Annotated in this window: 14 protein-coding genes; 8 read left to right on the top strand and 6 right to left on the bottom strand. The window is 52.3% G+C overall.

Going from position 1 to position 20,480, the window contains the following annotated elements; genetic code table 11:
• Positions 1-32: 32 nt before the first annotated feature.
• The 3 genes from BUA40_RS10075 to BUA40_RS10065 are packed head-to-tail and all read left to right on the top strand — an operon-like array spanning position 33 to position 4,554.
• Entirely contained in the window at positions 33-2,393 is a 2,361-nt protein-coding gene (locus BUA40_RS10075; protein WP_072800510.1) for a peptidase associated/transthyretin-like domain-containing protein, read from the top strand.
• A 58-nt stretch (positions 2,394-2,451) separates the two neighbouring features.
• A complete protein-coding gene (locus tag BUA40_RS10070; protein ID WP_143149766.1) occupies positions 2,452-3,174 on the top strand; it encodes a M15 family metallopeptidase in 723 nt (240 codons plus the stop codon).
• Between the two features lie 42 nt (positions 3,175-3,216).
• The gene (locus BUA40_RS10065) at positions 3,217-4,554 is read left to right on the top strand and encodes a hypothetical protein (protein WP_072800509.1); all 1,338 of its coding nucleotides are present in this window, start codon (positions 3,217-3,219) and stop codon (positions 4,552-4,554) included.
• Positions 4,555-4,556: 2 nt separating this feature from the next.
• On the opposite strand, the gene priA is transcribed toward BUA40_RS10065, so the two are convergent.
• On the bottom strand, positions 4,557-6,620 hold the full coding sequence (gene priA / locus BUA40_RS10060) for a replication restart helicase PriA (protein WP_072800508.1): 2,064 nt from the start codon (positions 6,618-6,620) through the stop codon (positions 4,557-4,559).
• A 127-nt stretch (positions 6,621-6,747) separates the two neighbouring features.
• On the opposite strand from priA, the gene BUA40_RS10055 reads away from it, so the two are divergent.
• Together BUA40_RS10055 and BUA40_RS10050 are read left to right on the top strand one after the other, a co-directional pair.
• Positions 6,748-9,642, top strand: coding sequence for a DUF349 domain-containing protein (locus BUA40_RS10055; RefSeq protein WP_072800507.1), 2,895 nt, complete (start codon positions 6,748-6,750; stop codon positions 9,640-9,642).
• Between the two features lie 63 nt (positions 9,643-9,705).
• Positions 9,706-10,665 carry an L-threonylcarbamoyladenylate synthase gene (locus BUA40_RS10050; protein ID WP_255369281.1) on the top strand — a complete coding sequence of 320 codons (960 nt, stop codon included), beginning with the start codon at positions 9,706-9,708 and terminating at the stop codon, positions 10,663-10,665.
• On the opposite strand, the gene gmk is transcribed toward BUA40_RS10050, so the two are convergent.
• The 4 genes from gmk to BUA40_RS14580 all read right to left on the bottom strand — a co-directional run bounded on the left by gmk (position 10,662) and on the right by BUA40_RS14580 (position 15,969).
• Positions 10,662-11,225: a guanylate kinase gene (gene gmk / locus BUA40_RS10045; protein ID WP_072800505.1), complete on the bottom strand. Its 564-nt coding sequence runs from the start codon at positions 11,223-11,225 to the stop codon at positions 10,662-10,664. The two genes, BUA40_RS10050 and gmk, sit on opposite strands and share 4 nt — an antisense overlap.
• Before the next feature lie 143 nt (positions 11,226-11,368).
• On the bottom strand, positions 11,369-12,283 hold the full coding sequence (locus BUA40_RS10040; RefSeq protein ID WP_072800504.1) for a glycosyltransferase family 2 protein: 915 nt from the start codon (positions 12,281-12,283) through the stop codon (positions 11,369-11,371).
• Between the two features lie 7 nt (positions 12,284-12,290).
• Positions 12,291-14,840: an NPCBM/NEW2 domain-containing protein gene (locus tag BUA40_RS10035; protein ID WP_072800547.1), complete on the bottom strand. Its 2,550-nt coding sequence runs from the start codon at positions 14,838-14,840 to the stop codon at positions 12,291-12,293.
• 79 nt (positions 14,841-14,919) lie between these two features.
• Positions 14,920-15,969, bottom strand: coding sequence for a hypothetical protein (locus BUA40_RS14580; RefSeq protein ID WP_072800503.1), 1,050 nt, complete (start codon positions 15,967-15,969; stop codon positions 14,920-14,922).
• Between the two features lie 221 nt (positions 15,970-16,190).
• Between BUA40_RS14580 and BUA40_RS10025 the strand changes: the two genes are divergently transcribed.
• From BUA40_RS10025 to BUA40_RS10015, 3 genes are all read left to right on the top strand, one after another.
• Positions 16,191-18,263, top strand: a complete 2,073-nt coding sequence (locus BUA40_RS10025) for a transketolase family protein (RefSeq protein WP_072800502.1) — start codon at positions 16,191-16,193, stop codon at positions 18,261-18,263.
• 8 nt (positions 18,264-18,271) lie between these two features.
• Positions 18,272-18,715: a transcriptional regulator NrdR gene (nrdR, locus tag BUA40_RS10020; protein ID WP_072800501.1), complete on the top strand. Its 444-nt coding sequence runs from the start codon at positions 18,272-18,274 to the stop codon at positions 18,713-18,715.
• A gap of 154 nt (positions 18,716-18,869) precedes the next feature.
• Positions 18,870-19,823: a class I SAM-dependent rRNA methyltransferase gene (locus BUA40_RS10015; RefSeq protein ID WP_072800500.1), complete on the top strand. Its 954-nt coding sequence runs from the start codon at positions 18,870-18,872 to the stop codon at positions 19,821-19,823.
• Positions 19,824-19,839: 16 nt separating this feature from the next.
• Here the strand turns inward: BUA40_RS10015 and BUA40_RS10010 are convergent, their stop codons facing one another.
• Positions 19,840-20,475, bottom strand: a complete 636-nt coding sequence (locus tag BUA40_RS10010) for a CatB-related O-acetyltransferase (RefSeq protein ID WP_072800499.1) — start codon at positions 20,473-20,475, stop codon at positions 19,840-19,842.
• Positions 20,476-20,480: the final 5 nt, after the last annotated feature.

The following is a 20,480-nucleotide window of genomic DNA, read 5'->3' as shown; positions in this document are numbered from 1 at the left end:
TTTTTACGGTTCATTTTTCTATTTTAAAAAACATGAGAATTCGTTCCCTGCTCCTTTTTGTCCTGTTCTTTGCGACGTTCCTATTTGCTGCGACCCCGACCTTGATTGTGGGTGTGGTGCTGGAATCTGAAACTGATTTGCCCGTCAAGAACGCGGCGATTACTTATGTGTCTGGCAAGAAGTTGGGCGAGACTGATTCCGATGGCCGCTTTGAACTGACGGTGGATTCTAGAAATGCCATCCTGTTGTTCAAGAAAGACGGCTTCGATAGCGTGCAGGTGGAACTGCAAGATTTTGCGGACCTTTACGACATGGTGGTTACCATGCAGACCACCTCCGATGTACGTAACTTGGGTACCAGCACCGTGATTGGTGGCGGTGGTGACAAGGTGCAGTGGAGCTTTGAACGTAAGGTGAATCTGGATAAGCTGGAAGATGCTGCCGGTATGCGTTTCGACGTGACGGAACATTTGAGCCAGATGCCGGGTGTTTCGGGCCAGAAAGATTTTAGCAGCGCTCTTTACTATGAAGGTTCTCGTGCCGGCGACGTGGCTTACCACTTGGGTCGGTTGCGTGTTCCGAACATGCGCCACCTGGATGTAGGCTTCCCCGGAAACCTCTCGGTGGTGAATCCGCATATCTTGAGTGGAATTGAAATTCACGACCATTACGGCGAAGGTCCGATCGGTCAGGGACTTGCGACTTCGGTGCAGTACATTCCCGAACAGACCAAGGGCGAATGGGGTGTCAGGGGGACGGCCGGCATTACGCTGCAAGAAGTCGTAGTCGATGCTCCGTGGCTTTTCTGGGATAGTTTCCGCTTTGCATTCCGCAGGCTTGACGATGAAATGCTCAAGAACCTGGGCGAAAAGTTCTTTACCGAATTCCGCAAGCGTGACGGTGACTGCGTCGACAATTGCAATGTGAAGTCTTCGGACCCCTTCGACTTGTCCGCTTATGATGTGTACGCCCAGTTCAACGGTTCCGACAGCAGCGGTAACACTTGGGCATTGCGTACCTTGTACAGCTCCGACGAATACAGCATTCACCAGGATACGTCTTCTGCGTACGATCAGGTGAACTCCATCGACATTATCGAAGGCAAGCAACAGTATTTGGTGGTGGGCGCCGAATATAACGCCCGCGACGGTATCTCGGGCCATGTAGGCGTGGTCCGCGAAGAACTGGGTGACACGCTCCGCGATACGACTGGTTTCCGCAGCACAGCTGACTCCAAGGATGCAGCGACATTTATCGATGCCTACGACATGACCCACACCACTTTGACGGCTGGCCTTGAAAAGAACCAGAAGGGACATATCTTGGGCGCCAAGTTGAGCAATGCCTTGCTCTATGAACATCACCTTGTAGAACGCAAGTACCAGGATTTCGGTGGTACCGAAAAGGGTGAAATCAATGCCGGTGTTTGGTCGGGCGTGAGCCGCATGAATTGGCAGAGTGATTTCGCTCAGAGGATTCTTTCTGTGGGTGCCATTGCTGACTTGGAAAACGGCAAGGCCGCTCCGACAGCTTCTCTCGACTTCGACCAGAATCTTTCTCGTATCGATACCGCCTACTGGAGACTCGTGGCCAATGCCGCCTACCGTAGCGACTGGAAACCTTATTACGACGATGGTGAACTGAAGGGTCGTCTGGAATCGGGCGTGTCCGGCAAGCTTGGCCTGGGTTACAACTCCAAGTACTTGGTAGCTCAGGGTTCCGGCTTTGGCCGTTACTATCCGGATCCGCTTTTGCCGATGCCCAAGGCTTATGCCCAGTACAACGACGTGACTCCCGTTGACTACGCTTGGGTGGCCGGTGTTTCGGGTACGGTTGAATTGAAGACTTCTCACCATTTCTCCATGGCATCGAACATCAGTTCCGTCTACGGTGAATACGAACTGGATGGCGGCAGCTCTCTGCCTTGGGAAGCCAACTCCCGCTTGGACATCTTGTCTCACTTCCGTTACTACCCGCGCAAGGACTCTATTATCTCGGTGATCGTGACTCACCATGCAGCCCTGCACCGTCCGCTGTACTACTACGAGATCATGCCTTCGGATATCAAGTACCATACCAATGGTTCTCGCCGCCTGAAGGACTTGAACGAGTTTACGGATATGTTCCGTACCGATGCCCGCGTGAACTTGGATTTGGTGGGCAAGAACGCCTTCTTTAGAAGTGCCCGTTTCTATGTGGAAGTGGACAATATCTTTGCAAACCTCGATGTAGATGCCCTGAAGTTCTTGGGTAGCGAAAACGGCCGTGAACGTTCCTGGGTGACTCAAGACAATAACGACGATTCCAACGACGGCTACGACTTAGTTCCCTTCATGGCTAAGGGTATGGGCTTGTACGTGCAATTCGGCGTCGAAGTGCAGCTGGGAATCTAATAGGCCGCTTCGCTTTGTGGTGTGAGCGCGGTCGCGTTGCTCCCTTTGGGCTTTGAAAATGAAAAATGTATTGGCAGCATTTTTTTTGTTGATTGTTTTCGGTTTCGCGCATGAGACTGATTCTCTGTTTGTGCCGCCGAAGCCTGAAAAGCCTCTGCGTTATTGCTCTTCGGTAAAGAAGTGGATTGAATTCGCCACGAACGATTCCAATATGGTTGAAATTACCCGCCTGAAGGGGGTGCGCATGGACTTGCGTTACGCGACCTTCGAGAACGTGACGGGGCATGATTTATACTGTGGCGTGCAGCGCGCCTTTGTGCATAAGGATGCTGCGGCGAAACTCCGCAAGGCCGTAAAGATGATGGAACGCGAAATGCCCGGCTCGACGCTTGTGATTTTTGATGCGTCGCGACCATTGTATGCGCAGGAGGCTTTGCGGAAGACGGTTCGTGGAACGCCCTATTCGGCTTACGTGTCTTCGCCGGCCACGGGCGGGCTCCATAACTTTGGCTTGGCGCTTGACTTAAGCATTACCGATGCCGATGGCAACTTGCTTGACATGGGCACGGACTTTGATTCTTTTGAACGCTGCGCGGGCGAAGTCGGCGAAGCGGAAGCTTTAAAGAGCGGTCGCTTGACGCAACAGCAAGTTGATAACCGCAATAAGCTCCGCAAGATTATGCGCGGGGCGGGCTGGGTCCCGCTCGGCAGCGAATGGTGGCATTTTAACGCCTACCCGAGCAAGTACGTGCGCGAAAACTATCCGAAGTTCCCGCTGTAATATTTACTTTGTTTATTATATTTGGCTTCAAAAGGAGAACAGATGAAGTTTCTTTTGAAGTTTGCCGTTTCCGTAGCCTTGTTTAGCACGATGGCTTTTGCTGCCGAAAAGATGGATGACGAGGCACTCAAGGCGCATGCCATTGAATGTATCGATAGCTTGAACGTGTTTTCGGCGCCCCAGTATGCGGTGCAGAAAATGCTCAAGCCGGTTTTGGGCAAGGATAGCCTTTTCCTGGAACTGGATTCGGTGCGTGTTGCCGAAGTGGATACGCTTTTTAAGCGTTGGGTAGACAAGTGCGGAGATCTTTTTGATCCAGATGTCTACACGCCGGGATTTTTTAAGGCGACTCCGCTCCGCCAGTATGTTGAAGAAGTGGCGCTAAAGCAACAACGTGAACGCACGCAGGCCATAGGAAATGATAGCCTGACGAAATTGCAAAAAGAAGTCGAAGAACGCTCTGCCCGCTATTTGTTTGAATTCTCGACCGGTCATTTGTATCGCTTGTTGATTATGCCGTTTAAAGGACATCGTTTCCAGTACAATGTAGATGGGACAAACCTGTTCTGGAGCGGTAATGGCTTGATTCATGAATTGCGCTATGAAAGTGGTTTTTTCGGGCAAAAGGATTCGTTGCATGTCAAGTCTGGTTACAAGACGATTGAATATAAGGGCCGCGCCGGTAGAAATAATAGAGGCGAAGAAGTTGTCAGAGTCAAAAAGATGAGCGTGCCGAGAAAGGACCTTAAAGATTTCGATGATGAAGACTTGGTTGATGGCGAGTTCACGAATTATGACAACTTGTACTCTCCCGTCTATGTAGGGAGTATTTCGAAAAATTGGGCAATCAAGTTGAGTGGTGGAGTTGGCTTGAATTTCTCTTACTATCCCGACCCCATTATTGACGATATGAATTGGTATAAGGATTCTTCGATGTATGTGGGTGGCTACGCTGGATTCGGAGGTCACTATGATGTGAACCTGGGTCTTGTTCATTGTAGCCCGACGAGTGCCAGGTGCTATGGCTTTGGTGCCGGTTATGGAGATTTGTTGTGGGCCGGAAAAGAGATAGATCGTTATCCTGGTTCAGATCGCCCCATAACCAATTACAGGGGTGATACCTCTTATACCGAGACGGTCAAACATGTCGAAGGCATAAACGTGTATGGAGAATACTATTTCCAAAAAGAAAGTGCGGTTGGCATGCGCGAAAAGGTCAAGATCCCGCTTGATATGGATATGAAGTATCTGGAATCGCGTACGTCGGTTTTCTATGAAAACTATATGGCTTTTGAACTAGGATTGGTGTGGTCGCCGGCCCTGTATGTCCCTGGCTTTTATTTTAGTATCGGCTATGCGTTTACGATAGGGCCGTTCTAGGCCTATTCAATTTCTACTTTGATTTCCACATTTTGCACCCAGGGCTTGGGTGCATTTATTATGGGGTGCAGAACTTTGCGCACGGGGGCGAGGTCTTGTGTCTTGATGTAGAGCTTTGCCCAATGTACGTTTTGCACGACGGGCACGAAGGCGTCCACAGGGCCGAGCACCATGAGATTCTTGTTCGCGCGGAGAAGGGCTTCGAGCCGTTCGACGGTGTGGCGCAACAAGTCTTCGTCGCGGCTACCGCAGCTGATTTCCACGAGCTTGCAGAAAGGCGGGTAGAAGGCGGCGCGCCGGTCTTCCATTTCTTTATTCGCGAAGCCGATGAAGTCATGGTTCACGGCAAACTGCATGATGGGCTCAGACGGTTTGAGCGTCTGAATAAGTACTTGGCCTTCGCCGCCGGCACGACCCGCGCGCCCTGCAGTCTGGCTGAGCAGTTGGAAAAGCCTTTCGGTGGAGCGGAAATCGGGAATGCCAAGCCCGCTATCGGCGCCAACGACCCCGACTAATTGCACACCCGGGAAGTCGTGGCCCTTGGCGACCATCTGCGTTCCAATCAGAATGTTGTATTCGCGGTTGCGGAACGCATCGAGAATCTTTTCAGTGGCACCCACATTTTGCGTTGTGTCGCGGTCCATGCGAATCACCTTTGCATTCGGAATCCATTCGGCGATTTCTTCTTCGAGCATTTCGATGGCGCCGCCCACAAACTCGTAAGTTTCGGCGCCGCAGGCGCTACACGGTGTGTTCACCGGGTAAAGGGCGGCGCAGTAGTGGCACATGAGCGAGCGGTATTGCTTGTGGTATACGAGTGGAATGTGGCAGTGCTTGCAGTAAAGTGTTTCGCCGCATTCAGTGCACACGCGCATCTTCGAAAAACCGCGGCGGTTCATGAGGATAATCGCCTGGTCGCCCTTCTCGATGCAATCGGTCAACGCTTCGCGCAGCGTGGGCGACAGGAGAATGCCCTTTTGCTGGCGCATCTTGCCCATGTCGATGATTTGCACCTTCGGGAGTGGCGCCTGCGTGGCACGTTCCTTGAGCGTGACGATCTTTAAATTTTTCGCCAGCGCATTATAGAATGTTTCGAGGCAAGGTGTGGCGCTTCCGAGAACCACAAGGGCACCGTACTTGTACGCCAAATGGAATGCCATTTCGCGGGTGTGGTAGCGCGGTGCCGGATCCTGCTGCTTGAAGGAAGTGTCGTGCTCTTCGTCGAGAATCACGAGGTCAAAATCAAACGGCGCAAGAATCGCGCTGCGGGTGCCGAGAACTACTTGTACGTCGCCCTTTAAAATCGAGACGTAGCCTTCGCGCTTCTTGGGGGCAGAAAGTGCCGAATGCAAAACCACAATCGGGACTTGCAGAAAATCTTCAAAGCGCTTGAGCGTTTGCGGGGTAAGCCCGATTTCGGGCACGAGGATTAAAACTTTCTTGTTTTGCTTGAGGGCTTCGCGGGCGAGTTCCTGGTAAACTCGGGTCTTGCCCGATCCGGTGACGCCGTGAAGCAATACGCCACGGAAACCGGTCTTGTTCAGTTCTTCGCAAAGCGTGTTGAACGCGTTAGTTTGTTCTAGCGTCAGTGTCGGAGCATTTATTTCGTCTCTCGTCTGTAGGCCCCTTTGGGCCGTTCTCTCGTCTTTCGTCTCTTGTCTACTGTCTACTGCAACTGCCGCGAGATACTTCTCGAAGTCGCTAGGCCAGAACACGAACAGCGCCTTCATGGGCGTACTTATATAATAGCGTGCCGTCCATTCAAGCATCTCCATATAGCGTTCGCTAAAACGATAGCCTGACTGGTGCGGGTAAGCGGGGCGCACGTCAAACTTGGGACGGTCCTGGTGGACTTTGGAAACCACGGCGAGGGCCGGCTTTTTACGGGTGGCAAACTGAACCCATACAATGTCTCCACGCACAAGGGTGACCCCTGCCGGCACGCCGTAGGTGTATACATCGGGGGCCATGGGAATGTACACTTCGCAAAAATCCGTTAACAATTCGGATTTGAGCTTCTGGTGTACCTCTTCGGGGGCAATAAGTTTTGGGATTCGTTTTGTCACGGGCTAAAAGATAGTTAATACCGCAAAAAGCGCCTATTTTACAATCTTTTTTGTTTCAAAAAACTTTTTTTGTTAGATTATAGTATGTAATTCCCCTTTGGGAGTTGCCATACTATTGGAGATCTCTATGAGCTTATTTGACGCCTTTAAACCGAAATGGCAAAATTCCAACCCCGAAAAGCGACTGGAAGCTATCGCTGAATTGGGTGCGGACAACCAGGATGTTCTGGATCGCATTGCCAGTTCCGATACCGATGCTTCTGTAAGGATTGCTGCCGTAAAGAAGTTGAACATCATTTCAACCTTGCGTAAGATTTCGGAAAGCGATTCCGACGAAGAAGTGAAGCGTACCGCTAAGACTCGTTATTTGGAAGAAGTGGTCAAAAAGCTTAAAAACGAGGCTCAACCGAGTGCCGAGGATCTCGCTTATCTGCAAGACGTTAAGGATACGCACTATGCCGAAGATTTGCTCAAGGGTGTGAACACCGCAGGTCTCGTTCGTGCAGAACTCGTAAAGATTTGTACCAAGCAGTCGATCTTGGCCCTTGCCGCTAACCGCGACTTGGACGAAGATATCGCGATGACGGCTGCACGCAAGGTGACCTCCGACTCCTTGCTCCAGGATATCGCAAAGAGCTCCAGACAGCCCGAAGTTCGCAAGGCTGCAAGTGAACGAATCCGCGCAAGAAAAGATGCTGAAGACAACGGTAAGAAGGCGGCCGAACTCTTGGCAAGCAAGCGCGAAGCTCTTGTACAGCAAGCTCATTTCTTGGCAGCGCAGAAGGAACCTCTCTCTGTCAAGTCTCAGTTTGAATCTTTGATGGAAGAAGCCGCTAAGCTTGGCATGGGCGACAAGCAGGCGACGATTGACGAAGTTTATGCAAGCTTCAAGAAGTTCTGCGATGAAGCGGATGCTGCTCGCATCGCTGCCGAAAAGGCCGAAGCCGAAAAGCAGGCGAAGATTGCCGCTTTGACCGCCGGTCTTGAAGAACTTGAATCTCTGATTTCTGAAAACAAGGTGGCCGACAACGCTGAACGCGTGGATGCCATTCTCGCTGAATGTGCCGAAAGCAAGTCCCTGATGGATGCCGCTTGGACCAAGCGCTACAACAATGCAACCTTCAAGGTGCAGGATTTGCGCAAGGTTAAAGAAGTCGTCGTGGACGTGCCCGAAGCGACCGACGAATCGGTGCGACCGGAACTGCTGGAACGCCTTAAGGCATTGGCTGATACCGACGCTAACGATATGACCAAGAAGCATTTGCACGCCATTGTCCGCGAATGGGAAAAGCTTCCGCTGTTGGAAGGCGAAGACCCGATGTTGCAGTCTTACAATGCGCTCCGCAATACGCTCTCTAACAAGATTTCTGCATACGAAGAAGATTCCCAGAAGCGCTTCGAAGAAAATTCCGCAAAGCTCAAGGCTATTATCGAAAAGGTAAAGGCTCTCGACGAAAACGAAGACTTCCGCGACTTGAACAAGAAGGTTCGCGAATTCTACCAGCAGTGGAAAGAAATCGTGGGCGAAAACAAGTTCAAGTACCATGACTTGTGGCAGGAATACAAGGCTGCTACTGCTCGCTTCCAGGAAATGCAGCAGTGGGAAAACTGGCATAACGAAAAGGACCGCGACGACTTGCTCCTTGAAATGGATGCATTGACCAAGGAAGAAGGTAGTCAGGCCGTTCTTGCCAAGCTCAAGGATATTACGAACCGCTGGAAAGAAATCGGACCTATCTCTGCCGCCAAGCTGCAGGAATACCGCGATCACTTCCAGAGCAACTACGAAAAGATCAAGGAAAACTGCGCCGCCTTCATTGAAGAGATGACTGCAGAACGCCAGAAGAACTTGGCCGCCAAGGAAGTCCTTTGTGCCAAGATCGAAGAACTTGTCAAGAACACGGAAATGTTCTGGAAGGACAAGTACAAGGCCATGCAGGAAATCCAGGAACAGTGGAAGGCCATTGGCATGGTGCCCAAGGAAAACGTGGCTGCCCTTACCGAACGTTTCAAGGCGGCAACGGCTGCCTACTATGCACAGCACAAGGAAAACCTGAAGGCCGAAGACAAAAACCGCGAAGCCAACTACGAAAAGAAGGTGGCGCTTTGCATGGAAGCCGAAGCCCTCAAGGAATCCAACGACTGGAACGCTACTCCGAACAAATTAAAACAACTCCAGGAATCTTGGAAGGCTGTGGGTCCTGTGCCCAAGAGCAAGTCCGACGAAATCTGGAACCGTTTCCGTACCGCTTGCGATAGCTTCTTCGAAAAGAAGCGAGCTCACTTCGAAGAAATGGATGCTTCGAAGCAGAAGAATCTGGATGCCAAGAACGCTCTGTGCGAAAAGCTGGAAGCCATGGAAGCTGCCGGTCAGGGTACGCTTGACGAACTCAAGGCAATGGAAGCTGAATGGAAGGCTATCGGCATGGTTCCGAAGGAAGCTATTGAAACCATCAGCAACCGCTACAACACGGTTTACAACAAGATTCTTGAACGCCTCGCTCACGCTGATTCGACCTTGGCTCAGGGCCTCGACGTGATTAAGGAAAAGAAGAACGCGATGATCGATAAGGTTCGCCAGTTTGCCGAAAGCGCTGGCTCTAACCAGCTTGCAGACGCTGTTCGCGAACTCCAGAAGGAATGGCGCGAACTTGGATTCTGCGGTATCGAAGATATGGACTTGTACAAGAAGTTCCGCGAAGCTTGCGATGACTTCTTTACTCGCCGCCGCGACCAGCTCGACATTCAGGAACAGGCTCGCCAGAACAACTTGCAGAAGAAGCTGTTGCTTTGCGAACAGGCCGAAGACTTGCTGACGGACTTGAACGAACAGACTGTCGGTGCCTCGATGAACAAGGTGAAGCACCTGCGTCGTTTGTGGAAGGAAGTGGGTGCCGTGCCTCGCGAACATTCCGAAAAGACCTGGCAGCGCTTCAACACTGCTTGCGACAAGGTGTTTGCCTTTGGTCGCAAGGACAAGGAAGAAGCCCCGGCTGCAGAAGCTGCTCCGGCAGAAGCTTAGCTTAAGGCAAAATGAAATTAAGGGATGGCGCTTGCGCCATCCTTTTTTTATTTTTGGTCTATCATGCAATTTCCTCCTTGGACAAGTATTGACGATGCCGCGCGCCTGCTCCACGATGGACAGGTGGTTGCGATTCCGACCGAGACTGTTTACGGCCTTGCGGGTAATGCTTATTTGCCGTCGGCCCTGGCGCAGATTTTTGCGATCAAGGAACGTCCGACTTTTGATCCGCTGATTGTTCACATTTGCGAAATTTCGCAGTTGGCTGACATTGCCGAAAATATTCCCGAGGCGGCGTATGCGTTGGCGAAGGCCTATTGGCCGGGCCCGATGACCATGATTCTACCCAAGAAGGAATGTATTCCGGATTTGTGCACGAGCGGGCTCCCGTCGGTAGCGGTGAGGTTCCCGTCGCACCCGGTGGCGCAAGAAATTATCTGGAAGGCGGGCGTGCCGCTCGCTGCCCCTAGCGCGAACTTGTTCAAGCATGTGAGCCCGACGACGGCCGAACATGTCGCGGCACAGCTGGCCGACCGTGGCTTGGCTGGCATTGTCGATGGCGGCCCCTGCAACGTGGGCGTAGAAAGTACGATTGTCTCTTTAGTGGGCGAGCCGACGGTGCTTCGACCGGGTGCGATTACGCCCGAGATGATTGCAAAAGTCATCGGTGACGTGAAGATTAAGGAATCTACCTCTAAGCCGGGGCAAGCTATGCTAGCGCCGGGGCAGTGCGATACGCACTACCGCCCGCAGGTTCCGCTGCTCTATGGTGAAATTCCTGCTGGCTTTACGCTTCCGGAACACTGCGTGCGGATTGCCTTCGGCAATCACCCCGGCGTGATTCCTGCGACGTTGAATCTGTCGGAATCGGGCAATATGCTAGAGGCGACAGCCAAGCTGTACGCCTACATGCACGACTTGGACGATCCCAAGTACGACTTGATTCTGGTAGACCCGATTCCGAATGTCGGCGTCGGCATGGCCTTGAATGATCGCCTCAAAAGAGCGAGCATCAAGGTTTAGTCTTTTTTCTTCAGGATGTTTCTGAGTTCTTCTGCGGCGCGCTGCAAGTCGTCGTTGATGATGACGTATTCGTACTTGCCCTTTGTCTTTGCAAATTCCATTTCTTTCTTGGCGTTTGCAAGGCGGAGCTGAATCACTTCTTCGCTGTCGGTACCGCGTCCGCGAAGACGCTTTTCAAGTTCTTCTTCGCTCGGCGGCAAAATCAGAATGCCCGTAGCGTCGGGGTAGACCTTGTCAAAATTCACTTTACCGAAAACGTCGAGGTCGAACAACACGCGGTTGCCTTCGGCGAGAGTATGCTCGACAAAGCTCTTGGGCGTACCGTAGTAATTGCCGTGGACTTCGTTCCATTCGATCAAGCCATCTTCCTTGATGAGCTTTTCGAATTCTTCTTTCGTCTTGAAGAAATAATGGACTCCGTCGACTTCGCCTTCGCGCGGTTTGCGGGTGGTTGCCGAAATAGAATACTTGATGTCCGGAAAATCCTTGATGACCAAATCCTTGAGGGTGGTCTTGCCTGCGCCGCTAGCGGCACTCATCACAAAAAGTTTGTTCTTCATATCGTAGCTTTGAGTTCGCTCGCGTGGCTCGCTTTGAGGTTTGAGTTCGCTCACGTTCGTTCGCTCTGAGGTTTAAGTTAGGCGGCCATACCGCATTTATTATTGCTCAAAGGGCCTTTGGGCCCGTGCTCGTTGCTCACTGCTCATTCCTTCTTGTCTTCTATGTAAAGCGGACGCTGTTTGACTTCGTCGTAAATGCGACCGATGTATTCACCCATAATGCCAATGGAAATCAGCTGCACGCCGCCGAAGAATACGATGGCGGTCATGAGCGATGCCCAGCCGGGAACCGTCGTGGCGGGGCTGAGGAATTTTTCCAGAATGGACCAAATGAGAACGGCCAGGCCGACAATCGTTGCAAACAAACCAGCGTAGAAACTAATCTTGAGCGGTGCGGAACTGAATCCGGTAATGCCGTCGAGGGCGAGACGCACCATCTTCTTGAGCGGATACTTGGAGGTACCTGCGGTACGTTCGTCGCGGTCGTACTTGACGCCAATCTTCTTGAAACCGACCCAGCAAACGAGCCCGCGCAAGAAGCGGCTACGTTCGGGCAGGTTCGTGAGCTGATTCACCACGCAGCGGTCCATGAGGCGGAAGTCGCCGGTGTCAGGCGGAATGTCGATGCTCGTGAGTTTGCCGATCAGGCGGTAGAAGCAGAAGGCGGTAAAGCGCTTGAAAATGGTCTCGCCTTTGCGCTTGTTACGCTGGGCGTAAACGACCTGGTAACCTTCGCGCCACTTTTCGAGCATTTCGTGAATCAGGCTCGGCGGGTCTTGCAAGTCGCCGTCGATGATCACCACGGCATCGCCGGTAGAGTGGTCGAGGCCTGCGCTGAAGGCGGCCTGGTGACCGAAATTGCGGCTGAAGTTGATAATCTTGTTGTTCGGGTTGCTGGGCAACAGCGATTCTACGATTTCGCGTGTTTTGTCCTTGGAACCGTCGTTCACAAAGATGAGTTCGTGTTCGATTTCCTTGAGTTCTTCTTCTAGAACGCGGTAGGTTTCGGCGACGATTTCTTCTTCGTTATAAACAGGAATGATTACAGATAACAGCATAATCTACCTAGGGAATAAGCGCGGGGTTGATGATATCGACGTGGTCGCAGTCCATGTCTTCAAGAGAATAGGTCTTGATGGTAAGGGTTTGCTTGTTTTCGACGCTGACTTCGGCAGTTTTCAACTTGCCGAGACTAAAGCGGCCACTGTCGAAAAGGACGGCATCGTCGGCAACGATTTGCAACTGGACTCCGTCGCTGCAGAGGGATTCTTCGTCGAGACCAAAACCCATTTTGAAAATCTTGAATTTGCCTTCGAGATTGAAGGTGGTTTCGGAAGAGGCGTGCGTACCGAAGCCTTCGCTGTAGAACCTGCCACCCACCTTGAAGGTGTTACCTTCGAGCGAGGTGTTCTTATGGAGCTTGCCCCAAGCCTGCTTGTGGCTTGCGTAGGGGAATTCCACCAGAGGAACGGCGCCTGTAGCCTTGTTGAAGTAGAACTTGGAAATGTCGGCCATAAGCTTGCCGTTTTCGCGGTTCTGTACGATGTATTGCACTTGGTTGTAGCCGGGCAGCAAGCGGTCTTCGGCGACGCTTCCGCTGAAACTCCCGTTGGCGTAGGGGGAGTGGGCCAAGGTGTCTCCGTTAAAGAGAATGGTGTAGTCCCACTGGTTTGCTACAGCGGCGGTTTCGTTCAAGTTGAATCGATAGAAGAGAGACTGCTTGGTGGAATCCTCCGAGAAACTCTGCAATTCGGGGTCGCTTATGGCGATGATGTTTTTCGGATTGAATTCCTTGCGGCCGTTGAACTTGGCGATTTGTACCCAGTAGTTGTTAGTTATCAGGATGTTCTTGACGCCTTCCAGATCCATGTCGCGTTCAAACACGTCGCAGGTGGTGGCGATGCGGTGTTCCACGGCCTTTTTGTGGTAGGTGTGGCTATCCCAGCAGTCGAGACCGCGAATGTAGTAGACTTCGCCTTGGTACTTGTCGACGAGTCCCTTGAGCTCGGCTGAACTCATTTGGCGGGCACGGTCGTAATGGATCGAAGAAATTCCGTAGCCGACAAAATGCCATGGGCGACCGTAAATGAACATCCTTTCCTTTTTAGGTTGTTCCTTGAGCCAACTCAGAATTTCGTATTCTTCGATGGTCAAGTGGTTACGGTTGTACATGATGTTCTTGTTGAAGTCTTCTTTGTAGTGGAAAGTCCAACCGGTAAAAATTAAAGCAACGGCCGTGACTACGGTTATGGCGGTCTGCTTGGAATTCTGTCCGCCTATGGATTCAATCAGCTTTTCTACCAGGTGGACCACGGGGAGCGATGCTACGAACGCCATGGAAGGCAACATCACCAGGCTGTAGCGCTGGTTAATCTGGATGCTGAAATCGCCAGAGACGTTTTCAAGAATCATGTAGGTCTGAATATGGTACAGAAGCAGGAAGGCGAGAACTTTGAGGTAGAAGAAATCCTTTTTCTTGGCGCCCCAAATGGCACGCACTAATAGGTAGAGGGCGCCAGCCGCAAATAGGTAGTTGAAATAGGTCAGGAAGGGATTTTCGAGTTCGCCGTTCTTGGTAAGCGGCTTGGTCATTTCTTGCCAGTTGCGGGCGAGGTCTTCAAAGAAGTGGCCGTGGGCTTCAAATTCACCGCCCTGGAAACCGAATCCTTGGAAGTAGCTGATGGTCAAAAGTGCGGGGACCGAAAACAGCGAAAGGGTGGCAAAGAAAACCGGAGTCTTGGCGCTCTTGCTGTCCAAAAGTTTGGGGAGCGCGAACAAGATGAAAGCGAACAGGCAGAAGGCGGTTTCTTGGCGGGTCTGCGCAAAGAATGCCAGCGAAAGTGCGAGAAGCGCCCAGTGCTTGACTGTGTTACGGTCGAATGCCCACTTGAAAATCAGGAGCGAAAGGGCGGAAAGGAAAATGTAGAGAGGTTCCACCGACATGGCGCGGAACTGGAAAAGCACCGTGGGTTGCAATGCCGTGAGCAACGCTGCAAAGAAAGCGAGGAGCGGCTGCCTAGTCCAGGCGACAATAGCAAGGAACATCAGGAGCATGGCCAGCGGGAGCATCAATAGCTCCATATGGAAAATCCAGTGCAGGTCATTGCCCAGGAGAGGCATGCCCAGCAAGTACAGGAACGCGAGCCCCTTGGTCTTGAAACTGTTGGAGGTCGCGACGCAGTTCAGCTTGCCGTCTTCGAAAAAGCCCTGGTTGCAAGTGCCCGTTTCATGGTTGTAGTACATGTTCTGGGCGACAGACATGAATACGCTTTCGTCGCTTTGCACGCGGTGGCGAGCTTCGATTTGGGTGGCCGCAAAAATAGTGATGATGACCGTGAAGATGAGCATCAAGAGGGAAATCTTCTTTTCGGGGAGAATTCCCTTGAGCCATTCCCTAAAATCTTTATTCAGTAGGCCAAAAAGGACGATGGCGGCGACCAGCTGCACCAAGAAAAGGGGCAGAGGCAAGTAGAGGTCTAAATTCTTGATGGTCTCTTTGTGGCCGATATTGGGGCCGAGATAAATAAGGAACGGAATAGCGAGGGCGACAACAAGGCCTACGATAGTTCCCGGATGCGCGAGGTTCTTCAAAAGACCGGTAATGAAAGCTTTCATTTTATAAATATAAATAATGAAGGCGCCCAAGGGCGCCTAGTTCGTTTGGAATTATTCCGATTTCATTTTTGTGTGAGCATTACTTCTTCTTTTTGCTCTTTTTGCTGGACTTCTTCGAAGATTTCTTGGAAGACTTCTTGGAGGCCTTCTTGCTGGACTTCTTGGAAGACTTCTTTGCTGCGGGCTTGGGTTCCGGTTCCGGGGCCGGTTCGGCTTCCGGTTCGGGTTCCGGTTCCGCAGCGGGTTCAGCTTCCGGTTCTGCAGCAGCTTCTTCGGCAGCGGGTTCTTCTGCTACAGGTTCCGTAGATTCGGTAGGTTCGCTGGCGGTGGTGTCTTCGGAAGGTGTTTCTTCGGAAGCGCCGTAACCGTAATCGGTTGTTTCGCTTGTGGTCGAAGAGTCGGATTCAGAGGAATCGTATGCGCCACCGGAATAGTCGAAGCTGGAGGTTTCCTGGGATGCTTCCTGCTTTTCTTCGGCGGGTTCGGTCGAGAAGGCGGATGCGTCGTAAGCGGGTTCTTCGGACTTCTTCTGATCGTTATCGTTGCCGCCGATATTGAAGCCCACGGAGAGCACCAGGGCTACGCGTCCGGAAGAGACGCGGTATTTGGTGTCGAGGCTCTTGAAGGATTTAAGGACGGAGGTGTAGTCGTAGACGACTTCAAAGCCGATATTGTAGGGGAAAATGGCGCCGATACCGCCGGCGACGTTAAAGTTAAGCGGCTTTTCCCACCAGTTGCCGTTGGTGGCCAGCGGCAACAAGGTACCTGCCCTTGCGACTACGTAAGGCGAAACGGGATATTTGCCCTTGAGGGGGTCGTAGGTAATAACGCCCCAAAGAGGGAGCATTGCCGGCGTGATGATGGTGTCGCCCTTCTGCTGGGCGGATTTAACGCCAATGCCAAAACCGTAGCGGATAGGAATTTCGGGGGTGAACAAAACTTCGGAACCGCCCATGAATTCGATGTCGGAATTCATCTTTTTGTCAGATGTTTTTCCGGCGCGATCTGTATTGATATTGACTTTAGTGGGGAAAAGCAATTCGTGGAAGGGGCGGATTTCAAGGGAGTTGGCCGTTCCAACGAGACCCGCCAAGGCGATGAAACAAGCTTTGTAAATATTTTTTAGCATTTTAAGATACCTTTGTTTTTCCTGTCCCAAAAATAGTTATTAAATAGCCTTTTATTCCTGGAGTTTTGGTAAAACATTTTTCACTCATTTCTGTTAATTATAAGGAGATTATAAGGTGTTTTCTGCCGGCCTGCCTTGTGAGGGTGGTAAAAAAAAACTAAATTTGGGTCGCTTATTTTATGGGCGGCTCATCGCCCTAATTATAAAGAGAGGTTAAAAAAGTGGAAGATAGGCTGGTTACGAAAGCGGCTGACAACGTTCGAATCCTTTCCGCTGCCATGGTGCAGAAGGCAAAGTCCGGTCACCCGGGTGGAGCCATGGGTGCCGCAGACGCAATTTCCCTTCTTTTCGCAGAATTTCTGCGATTCGACCCTGAAAATCCGTATTGGGAAGCCCGCGACCGCTTCTTTATGGACCCCGGTCATATGTCCGCTCTTCTTTATGGTGAACTTGCCCTGCTGGGTAAGCTCAACATGGATGACCTCAAGAATTTCCGCCAGCTGGGTTCCCGCACTCCGGGTCACCCCGAAGTCGAAGTCGCCCTCGGCATCGAAAACTCCTCGGGCCCGCTCGGTATCGGTCATGCCGTAGCTCTCGGTAACGCTATTGCCGAACGCTTCATGGTTGAACGCTTTGGCGATATTCTGCAGCACAAGGTGGTCTGCCTCGTGTCTGACGGCGGTCTCGAAGAAGAAATCGCCTACGGCGTGGGCCGCATTGCCGGTCACCTGAAGCTTTCTAACCTCATTTTCTTCTACGACGCCAACCAGGTGCAGCTCTCTTGCAAGGTTGAAGACGTGATGAGCCACGACTTCAAGAAGCAGTACGAATCCTGGGGCTTCCGCGTGATTGACGTGGCCGACGGTCACGACATCGCTGAACTCCGCAAGGCTTTCAAGGCCGCTTGGGCCGAAACTGAAAAGCCGACCATCATCATCGGTCACACCACCATGGCCAAGGGCGCCATCGCCGAAGACGGCAAGTCCTTCGAAGGTGCCGTTTCTACTCACGGCCAGCCGCTCAACGCAGCAGGCGCTTCTACCGATGCAACCGTGAAGAACCTCGGTGGCGATCCGGCCGATGCATTCAAGATTTTTGACGACGTGAAGGCTGGCTTCGAAGCCCGCAAGGAAGAACTCCGCAAGGAAGTCGCCGAATGGAAGAAGGCTAAGGCCGCTTGGGATGCCAAGAACCCGGAAAAGGCTGCTACCCTCAAGGAATGGCTCTCGGGCAAGGCTCCGAAGATCGACCTTTCCAAGCTCGAACTTAAGGAAGGCGTCGCTACCCGCGTGACCTCCGGTACCGTGCTCGGCTACCTCGCCGAAAACGTGAAGAACTGCATCTGCAGCTCCGCTGACCTTTCCAACTCCGACAACACCCAGGCCTTCCTCAACAAGACCGGCATCTTCCGCGCAGGTGACTTCAAGGGCGCCTTCGTCCAGGTGGGCGTTGCCGAACTCACCATGGGCGCCATCTGCTGCGGTATCGCACTGCACGGCGGCCTCTATCCGATTTGTGCTACATTCTTCGTGTTCAGCGACTTCATGAAGCCGGCGATCCGCATGGCTGCCCTCATGAAGCTCCCGGTCAAGTTCATGTACACGCATGACAGCTTCCGCGTGGGCGAAGACGGCCCGACGCACCAGCCGATCGAACACGAAACCCAGATCCGTTTGCTCGAAGGCCTCAAGCGCGAAGACGGCAAGTCCGAAATGCTGGTGCTCCGCCCGGCCGACGCCTTCGAAACCGTGACCGCCTGGGAAATGGCTTTTGAAAACAACGATCGCCCGACCGCGATTATCCTGACCCGCCAGAACGTGAAGACTCTCCCGGGTGACAAACGCTACGAAGCTTCCAAGGCTTGCCGCAAGGGCGCCTACATCGTGAGCGACAACTGCGGTTCCGCACGTCCGGACCTGACCTTCGTGTCTAACGGTTCCGACGTACTCCTGACTCACGACGCCGCCGAAATCCTCCGTGGCGAAGGCCTCAAGGTCCGCGTGGTCTCGATGATTAGCCCGGCCCTCTTCATGGCTCAGGACAAGGCTTACCGCGATTCCATCATCGTTCCTTGGACTCCGGTGTTTGCAAAGTCCAGCGGCCTTCCGCTCCTGTTCGCCCAGGTCGTGGGCGGATTCGGCAAGGTCTCCGGTCTCGAACGCTTTGGCGCCTCTGCTCCGGCTGGCGTGCTCGAAAAGGAATTCGGTTACACTCCGGAAGCTGTCGTGGCTGCCGCGAAGGAATACCTCGTCGAATTCAAGGCAAGCGTCGCTGAATTCAAGAAGTTCAACTAAGGTTTAAGATGATTTGCCCGTTCTGCAAGAAAGATAACGACAAGGTGGTAGACAGCCGCGTGAGCGGTTCGTCCATTCGTCGCCGTCGTGAATGTTGCGAATGTGGCCGTCGCTTTACGACTCGTGAGTACATCGAAGTGCAACCGTTGACCGTCATCAAGCGCAGCGGCGAGCATGAACCTTTCCAGCGCGAAAAGCTTTTGCGCGGAATCATGAACTCCTGCAAAAAGCGCCCTGTGTCGGTGGCTGAAATTGAACAGCTGGCGACCAATGTGGAAAACGCTTTGACTCTCACCGAAAATGCCGAAGTCAGTTACGAACAGATTGGCAACCTGGTGATGCAGGAACTCAAGAAACTCGATGCCGTCGCCTACGTGCGCTTTGCCTCGATTTACCGCGAATTCAAGGAAGTCGGCGAATTCGTGGACCAGATCAAGAGCATGGACAAATAGCGCTGCGCGCTATGAGTTTTGAGCGCGTTCGTAAACTCACTTTGAGGTCGGTGCTACGCACCATTGAGGATTCAGCTAGGAATAAAAATTTATCTTTCTACTAAAGCCTCGTTCCTCAGGGAGCTGAAGGCGACCGAGCTCATACCTCATACCTATGAAAGATTTAATCAATAATTTAGATGCTGCTTATAAAAAACGAGCTCCTTTGCTTGGGATTACCGAGGCTTTTCGCATTGTGAACGGGGCGCCGGACGGTTTCCCTGGCATGACGCTCGACAAGTTCGGCGACCGTTACCAGATTCAGTTTTTCGGCGATGAACTGCTCCGCGAAAAGCGTGCCGTTGCCGATGCGATTGCGCAGAAGTTTTCTCCCGTTTGCCTTGTGGTAAAGGAACGCCTTTCCCGTTCCGGCAAGTCGCTGGAAAATCCGCCGATGGAAGTGCTGGTGGGCCGCTCCGAAGATTCCACGGGCGTTGTCCGCGAAGGTTCTGCGATGTTCCACATCGATTTGCTCGATACGGTGAATCCGGGGCTGTTCCTGGACATGCGTGCGATTCGCTTGGAGATGGGGGAGCGTGCGGCCGACCGCCGTATGTTGAATCTGTTCAGCTACACCTGCGCCTTCTCGGTGCACGGCCGTCTAGGCGGTGCCGAGATTTCGACGAATGCCGACATCAGTGCAAAGATTCTGGATAAGGGCCGCGAAAACTACGCCCTCAACGGGCTCGAACCTAAGCAGGGTGAATTCTTCAGAGGCAATGCCGTTGAATACGTTCACTGGGCGCAAAAGAAAGGTCTCAAGTTCGATGCCATCGTGCTCGATCCGCCGAGCTTTGCCCGCTTCAAGGGCAAGAACTTCAATGTACGCGAACACCTGATGCCGCTCGTGGCTGATTGCGCTACGCTCTTGAACAAGGGCGGCCTCTTCATGGTGAGTTCCAACTACAGCGAATTCAATTTGTCCGCCTTCTCGCGGAATGCACTTGCAGCGGTTGCGTCCGTTCACCCGAAAGCGAAAACTCTTTGGAATAAGTCGCAGGATATCGACTTTGTCGGCTCCGGCCACACCAAAGATAGCTGCCTAGTGGCGACGCTGATTGAAGTGTAATGATTGAAGCTTCGTTTTAACGCTTCATTAGCCGACAGATTTCGGCTTTAACTTTATCAAGATTGCTATCCGTAAGAATTGGAATCAATTCGTTGATTTCTTCGATGGGTTTGTCCCACCACTTGAATTTGAGCAGAAGTTCCGTCAGGTCTTCATCGAATCGATAGCGGATTGCTTCGGCGGGGTTGCCGACGACAATCGTATAAGGCTCTACATCGCTACCGACGACGCTGTTCGCGCCGATGATGGCGCCGTCACCGATATGTACGCCCGGCAAGATGGTGGCGTTTTGGCCAATCCACACATCATTTCCGATGACTGTGTCGCCCTTGAACGGCATGTCGCTTTTGGCGGGCGGATTCATTTTCCAACCTTCTAGCGTATAGAATGGGAACGTCGAAACCGCATTCATCTGGTGATTGGCGCCGTTCATGACGAATTCCACGCCGGCGGCAATTTGGCAGAACTTTCCGATAATCAGCTTATCGCCGATAAAGTCGTAGTGGTGCGTCACATGGCTTTCGAATTCTGAATCCGCGATATAGGTGAAGTCCCCGACAATAATGTTCGGGTTCTTGATGGTAGGCTTGACGTAGATTTCCTTGTCGTAGCCTGCAATCGGATGCACCGTGTTCGGATTCGGAGTGTTCATGGGGC

Origin of the sequence: Fibrobacter sp. UWT2 (assembly GCF_900142545.1) — a bacterium.
GTDB lineage: Bacteria > Fibrobacterota > Fibrobacteria > Fibrobacterales > Fibrobacteraceae > Fibrobacter.
Note: the sequence above shows the minus strand (reverse complement) of the source record. Positions and strands in the feature narration are given on the sequence as shown.

Excerpts from the sequence above, each read along its gene's own strand:
- BUA40_RS10065 (WP_072800509.1), top strand. The coding sequence starts at position 3,217 with ATGAAGTTTCTTTTGAAGTTTGCCGTTTCCGTAGCCTTGTTTAGCACG.
- BUA40_RS10070 (WP_143149766.1), top strand. The coding sequence starts at position 2,452 with ATGAAAAATGTATTGGCAGCATTTTTTTTGTTGATTGTTTTCGGTTTC.
- BUA40_RS10040 (WP_072800504.1), bottom strand. The coding sequence starts at position 12,283 with ATGCTGTTATCTGTAATCATTCCTGTTTATAACGAAGAAGAAATCGTC.
- gmk (WP_072800505.1), bottom strand. The coding sequence starts at position 11,225 with ATGAAGAACAAACTTTTTGTGATGAGTGCCGCTAGCGGCGCAGGCAAG.
- nrdR (WP_072800501.1), top strand. The coding sequence starts at position 18,272 with ATGATTTGCCCGTTCTGCAAGAAAGATAACGACAAGGTGGTAGACAGC.
- BUA40_RS10055 (WP_072800507.1), top strand. The coding sequence starts at position 6,748 with ATGAGCTTATTTGACGCCTTTAAACCGAAATGGCAAAATTCCAACCCC.
- BUA40_RS10050 (WP_255369281.1), top strand. The coding sequence starts at position 9,706 with ATGCAATTTCCTCCTTGGACAAGTATTGACGATGCCGCGCGCCTGCTC.
- BUA40_RS10035 (WP_072800547.1), bottom strand. The coding sequence starts at position 14,840 with ATGAAAGCTTTCATTACCGGTCTTTTGAAGAACCTCGCGCATCCGGGA.
- BUA40_RS10075 (WP_072800510.1), top strand. The coding sequence starts at position 33 with ATGAGAATTCGTTCCCTGCTCCTTTTTGTCCTGTTCTTTGCGACGTTC.
- BUA40_RS14580 (WP_072800503.1), bottom strand. The coding sequence starts at position 15,969 with ATGCTAAAAAATATTTACAAAGCTTGTTTCATCGCCTTGGCGGGTCTC.
- BUA40_RS10015 (WP_072800500.1), top strand. The coding sequence starts at position 18,870 with ATGAAAGATTTAATCAATAATTTAGATGCTGCTTATAAAAAACGAGCT.
- BUA40_RS10010 (WP_072800499.1), bottom strand. The coding sequence starts at position 20,475 with ATGAACACTCCGAATCCGAACACGGTGCATCCGATTGCAGGCTACGAC.